The sequence below is a fragment of the Acinetobacter sp. 25-47-130 genome, from assembly GCF_056779705.1.
Map to the genome: position 1 here is coordinate 1 of NZ_JBWYII010000024.1, position 482 is coordinate 482.

The following is a 482-nucleotide window of genomic DNA, read 5'->3' on the forward strand; positions in this document are numbered from 1 at the left end:
TAACTACGCAGTTCAACATCGAAGGTGATGAATACCTTTGGGATGACTTTGCATTTGCAACGCGTGATGGCTTAGTGGCAACTGCTGTAGACGTAACTGATGAAGCTGAAATTGCTCGTCGTGGTCTAAAAGGTGCGTTCAAACATATTCAATTTGACATTGAATTAGTAAAAGACGTTGAAGGTGCGCCTTCTACTGAAGTTGAACGTCGCCGCGCATCAGCTTAAAAATAATAAAGGGATGGATTTCGCATCCATCCTTTATCTCATTTAACTAAAGAATTTAGACCAATCCAAATCTAATCATTTTGATTTGTTTAAATTTTTGCAAGACCTAAAAGGATATAGATAGCTTTATCTATAAAACGCTATGATTGATAAATCTCAAAAGACTTTAACCGAAGCCCTCTCCCAAATTAAAGACGGTTCAACCATTATGATTGGTGGGTTTGGTACTGCAGGTCAGCCTGCTGAACTCATCGA

2 protein-coding genes are annotated in these 482 nt (G+C 38.6%); both read left to right on the forward strand.

Going from position 1 to position 482, the window contains the following annotated elements:
* Positions 1–227, forward strand: a 227-nt coding sequence (locus AC1M83_RS14170; protein ID WP_481589630.1) for a dioxygenase family protein, incomplete at its 5' end; no start/stop codon positions are given.
* Between the two features lie 142 nt (positions 228–369).
* Positions 370–482 (forward strand): CoA-transferase (locus AC1M83_RS14175; protein ID WP_481588093.1); only part of this gene is annotated, 113 nt, incomplete at its 3' end.